Source organism: Sphingomonas sp. 66-10 (genome assembly GCF_001897045.1).
Lineage (GTDB): Bacteria > Pseudomonadota > Alphaproteobacteria > Sphingomonadales > Sphingomonadaceae > Sphingomonas > Sphingomonas lycopersici.
Map to the genome: position 1 here is coordinate 1 of NZ_MKRR01000046.1, position 4,474 is coordinate 4,474.

The following is a 4,474-nucleotide window of genomic DNA, read 5'->3' on the forward strand; positions in this document are numbered from 1 at the left end:
TGGCTGCCCACAGTCGGGTCAGAACCGGCGCCCGGCCCAAAGAAGAGATCGGCATCCAGAAGCACATAGAGCGGCTGGTTCTGCCTGAGCGTTTCGCTCAGATAATAAAGACCCAGCAGCCAGTTATATTCGTCCGTCGATTGCGAGACGCGGAATTCCTGGGTGAAGGTTTTGGAATTCACGCCGAAGTCGATTTCCAGCAGGCGATTGGGCGAGGCGTCGGTATCCTCAGGGTGCAGCTTGTCATTGTGGTCGAACGCGGACAACGACACGAAATTCAGGCTGCCATAGCTGTAATCGGCCCGAAGATAACCGCCCCAATTGTGGACCTTCAGGTGCTCCCGCCGGTTATAGGACCCGGCATAGAAATTCTGCGGCGTGCCATAGCCGAAAATATCGGTGCAGGCCGCGCCGTTCGCGGCCGTCCCGCTCAGCACTTCGGAGACGGAGCAGGGATCACCCGTGCCGGAATTGATGGAGCCCATATGGCGATATTCCGCCGGCCGGTTTGCCACCGACCCGCCATGGACATTCAACAGAAATGTCAGGTCCTCAATCGGCTCCCACTGCAGGAATGCGCGGCCGGCAATGTTGTTGGCACCGTTTTCGCGGCCGTTCGTGAAGGCGTTGTAGGTATAGCCGCCGGAACCGTTCTTGACGAAGGCGAGGCGCCCGCTCAGGCCATCGGCAATCGGGCCGCCGACGCCGCCTTCGATCTGGTAGGTGTCGAACGAACTGTATTCGACATGAAAATCGCCGGTGTAATAATCCGTCGGCTTGATCGAGATGAAATTGATCGCGCCACCGCTGGTGTTGCGGCCGTACAACGTTCCCTGCGGGCCCTTCAGAACCTCGATACGTTCCAGATCGAAGGCCTGGAATGTCTGCGAGGCTGGCGCGCTGAGATACACTTCATCGAAATAGACACCGTTGGGGCCGGCATTGTTGGTATCGTAATCGTTGAGACCGACACCGCGGATCGCAATGATCGGCTGATTGCCGGCACCTGCGGGCAGCGCAATGCTGACATTCGGTGTGAACTGGCTGAGGTCGGTGGAGGATTTGATGCCAAGGTCCTGAATAGCCTTGGTATCGAAGGCCTGAACCGTCAGCGGCACGGTCTGAATATCTTCCGTCCGCTTCTGCGCGGTGACTACAACGGTTTCGATTCCGCCTTGCGATCCGGCGTTCTGGGCGGCGGCACCCGTCCCCCAACATAACGCTGCAACACAACAGCCAGAGACCAGCATGCGTGAGACGGACATGGTTCCCCCCGATCTCATATCTGCGGTAAGGATAGCGATCGCTATCAATCAGGCAAGCGATTTTTTCCGTTCCCCGTCACCGAAAGAGGTCAGATAACGGGCTGCCATATGGGAGATTTCCGCCGTCACCCGGTCGGCATCCATCTCCGGTTGATCCATGATCAACTCGGTTGCGGTGTACATCACCTCAACCATAAGGGTTGCGCCGATGCGCAGGTCTTTGCGGTCCGCCTTGGGAAACGTCTTGCGCGCGCGTTTGTAAACCCGGTCGGCCACATCCTCGCGGGAGGCGATCCGGACCTCGCTCAGGGTGGGGACAGCCCTCAACGCGCGCATCACCCAGCCCCCGCCCGGAAATGCGCGCGTAATCGCGTTCACCTCTTTCAGGATACGATAGTTGCGCGCCGTTTCTTCCGCCACATCGCCAACGCCGTCCATGGTTTTCTGATGCGCAAAAACGGCGTCATCCTGTATTTTCATAAGCTTGGCGCCCAGTTCTTTCAGCAGAGCATATTTGTTGGGAAAGTAACGGTAGAGCGCCGGTGGCGTCAGGCCAGCACGTTCGCAGACAAGATTGGTCGAAAGCCGCTCGACACCAACCTCTTCCAGCAGATTGCCGGTCACCTCCAGAATCATATCATACGTCGCCTGCGCACGGCGCTGGCGCGGCTGAACCTTCGTATTGAGAGCAACGTGCTTCTTTTTCCGCGCCGGGGTGGTTTTTGCGGCCCGTTTTTTAAGCATCCTATCGTTCCCGACTTTCATAGCGTGTCTCTTTTACGGATAGCACACCCGAAGAGTGAAGGGGGCAGCGCGGAGGGCGAGAATATGAAAGTGAGCGCCTGAACCTGCCTACACCACCCGCACGGTTCAACGGCCGGGCGTTTATGGGCTGCGGTCTTTGTCCGGCTGCGGTGGGGATACCCGGCCCTCCTGTATGTCTCGCGACAGGGCGGCGCGGACCAGCAGCATCAGCGTGACCGGCGTGGTCAGCGATACGAACAGCAATATCAGAACCTCATGCACCACCGGGCGGGATTGCAGCACGGTGAAACACAGCATCGAACCGGCGAGAATGAGCGTCGCGCCAAGCGTGGTGCCGAGCGTGGGCGCATGCACCCGTTCATAAAACGTCCTGAGCCGCAACAGGCCGGTGGCACCCGTTAGCGTCAGCGCGGCGCCCGCGAGAACGAGAAGTGCCACAAGAAACGCGGCCCAGCCCGGCAATTCGGCGATTGGGATCATTCGATCACCTCCCCCCGCATGAGGAATTTTGCCAGCGCCACCGTACCGGCGAAGCCCAGCAACGCGATCACCAGCGCGGCTTCAAAATAAAGCGTGGTCCCGGATTTGATTCCAAAGGTCAGCATCAGCAGCATGCCGCTGGCGTAGAAACTGTCCAGCGCCAATATGCGGTCCTGCGCGCGCGGGCCGCGCACCATGCGGTAAACGGCGCAGCCCATGGCCGCCGCGAGCATGATCCCGGCCAGTGTCAGCGCCCAGGAAAACAGCAGCGCGGTCATTCGAGAATTTCCCGCAAGTGGCGTTCATAGCGGCCCTTGATGGTGTCGATCCAGATACGCTCCTCCACCAGACTGAGCACATGAATGGTGAGCACGCGGCTTTCGGAATCGAAATCCACCCAGATGGTGCCCGGTGTTGCCGTGATGATGCAGGCGAGCGCGGCAAGCCCGTAAGGGCTGCGCAACTCAAGCGGGATGCGCACGAAGCCCGGCCGCCGCCCCGGTGAATCGCGCCAGATGATGCGCGCCACCAGAATGTTCGAGCGCACGATATCGGCCACAACGAGAAGAAACAGCCGCATCGCCGCCAATGGCCGCGGCAGTTTTCCCGCCGGAGGATCGAGCGCGGTCAACACCCAGGTGCCAAATCCGCCGAGAACAGCCCCAAGCACAATCTGCCCCGGTGCCAGCGACTGATTGAGCAGCAACCAGATGGCCATAAGAAAAGCCGGCATCAGCGACCATTTCAGCAGCCGTATCATTGCGGCCCCCCGGAAAGCGCCGGTGCCTGAAAATCGGCCGGCAGAACGGCACGGATATAATCACCGGGAAAGTGCAGATTCTGCGCCGTGGCGTCGGCAAACCGCATGGCGGGACCAGCGCCGGCGGTAAGCCCCACACAAAGAAGGATCAGGCCCGCAACCGGCACGATCTCCACCACGCGCACACGCGGCACCGTACCATCCAGCGGCAGCCAGAAACTTTTGATGCCGGCCCGGACCATTGCGATCACGGCGGCGAAACCGCTGGCGAGCAGCAGCGCCGTCAGAATCCACGCCGTCGATCCGACCGTGCCGGGAATAACCTCCGGCTGTTGGAACAGGGCCTTGATCAGCACGAATTTGGCGATGAAGCCGGAGAGCGGCGGCAACCCGGCCAGAAGCAAGGCACAGGCCATGAAGCAGAGGCCGAGGATGGCCATGGTGGCCGGGATGGAAACGCCGGTAACCGCCTCCCCGTCATCGTCGTCCTCATCGACGTTGGTTTCGCCATAGGCCTCCATCGTGACCGCCAGCACGTCAGCACCGGCCGCCTGTCCACGCGCCACCAGTTCGATCAGCATGAAGAACGCGGCGATCGCGAGTGTCGAACTGAGCAGATAAAACAACGCGCCCGCGGTGACCGCCGTATCACCGACACCGATCAACGCCAGCAGCGTGCCGGAAGAAATCACCACCATATAACTGGCCAGCCGCGGCAGATCCTGTGCCGCGAGAATGCCGATGGTTCCGAAGAGAACGGTGATGATGCCGCCGGTGACAAGCCACGGGTCGCCGAAATAGGCGGATGCACCGGCGCCCGCGCCCAACAGCAGAAGCGACAGGCGAAGAATGATGTAAACGCCAACCTTGGTCATGATGGCAAAAAACGCCGCCATCGGCGCCGCGGCGGGGGCATAGGCACCGGGCAGCCAGAAGCCGAGCGGCCACATGCCCGCCTTGACCAGAAAGGCGACGCCCAGGATCGCCATGCCCGCCTCGAACAGGACGCGGTCTCCGGGCGCGATGGCGGGCGCCTGCATCGCGATGTCGGCCATGTTGAGCGTGCCGGTGACGCCGTAGACCAGGCTGATGCCGATGAGAAAGAGCGATGACGCCGCCAGGTTGATGGCGATGTAGTGCAATCCCCCGCGCACGCGGGCATGGCCGGAGCCGTGCAGAACCAGACCGTAAGACGCCGCCAGCA

The 4,474-nt window shown here is 61.1% G+C and carries 6 protein-coding genes; all 6 read right to left on the reverse strand.

All coding sequences use genetic code 11. The features are described 5' to 3' along the window. On the reverse strand, positions 1-1,265 hold a 1,265-nt coding region (locus BGN95_RS05505; RefSeq protein ID WP_286771882.1), incomplete at its 3' end, for a TonB-dependent receptor. Positions 1,266-1,313: 48 nt separating this feature from the next. Further along, complete coding sequence (locus tag BGN95_RS05510; RefSeq protein ID WP_286771883.1) at positions 1,314-2,030, reverse strand: TetR/AcrR family transcriptional regulator; 717 nt, start codon at positions 2,028-2,030, stop codon at positions 1,314-1,316. 120 nt (positions 2,031-2,150) lie between these two features. Next, on the reverse strand, positions 2,151-2,510 hold the full coding sequence (mnhG, locus tag BGN95_RS05515; RefSeq protein ID WP_286771884.1) for a monovalent cation/H(+) antiporter subunit G: 360 nt from the start codon (positions 2,508-2,510) through the stop codon (positions 2,151-2,153). Beyond that, positions 2,507-2,788 (reverse strand): K+/H+ antiporter subunit F, encoded by a 282-nt coding sequence (locus BGN95_RS05520; protein WP_286771885.1) that lies wholly within the window; start codon positions 2,786-2,788, stop codon positions 2,507-2,509. The genes mnhG and BGN95_RS05520 overlap by 4 nt, the downstream gene beginning before the upstream one ends. Further along, entirely contained in the window at positions 2,785-3,270 is a 486-nt protein-coding gene (locus tag BGN95_RS05525) for a Na+/H+ antiporter subunit E (RefSeq protein WP_286771886.1), read from the reverse strand. The genes BGN95_RS05520 and BGN95_RS05525 overlap by 4 nt, the downstream gene beginning before the upstream one ends. Continuing rightward, a partial coding sequence (locus tag BGN95_RS05530) for a monovalent cation/H+ antiporter subunit D (RefSeq protein WP_286771887.1) occupies positions 3,267-4,474 on the reverse strand: 1,208 nt, incomplete at its 5' end. The genes BGN95_RS05525 and BGN95_RS05530, both read right to left, overlap by 4 nt.

Excerpts from the sequence above, each read along its gene's own strand:
- mnhG (WP_286771884.1), bottom strand. The coding sequence starts at position 2,510 with ATGATCCCAATCGCCGAATTGCCGGGCTGGGCCGCGTTTCTTGTGGCA.
- BGN95_RS05525 (WP_286771886.1), bottom strand. The coding sequence starts at position 3,270 with ATGATACGGCTGCTGAAATGGTCGCTGATGCCGGCTTTTCTTATGGCC.
- BGN95_RS05520 (WP_286771885.1), bottom strand. The coding sequence starts at position 2,788 with ATGACCGCGCTGCTGTTTTCCTGGGCGCTGACACTGGCCGGGATCATG.
- BGN95_RS05510 (WP_286771883.1), bottom strand. The coding sequence starts at position 2,030 with ATGAAAGTCGGGAACGATAGGATGCTTAAAAAACGGGCCGCAAAAACC.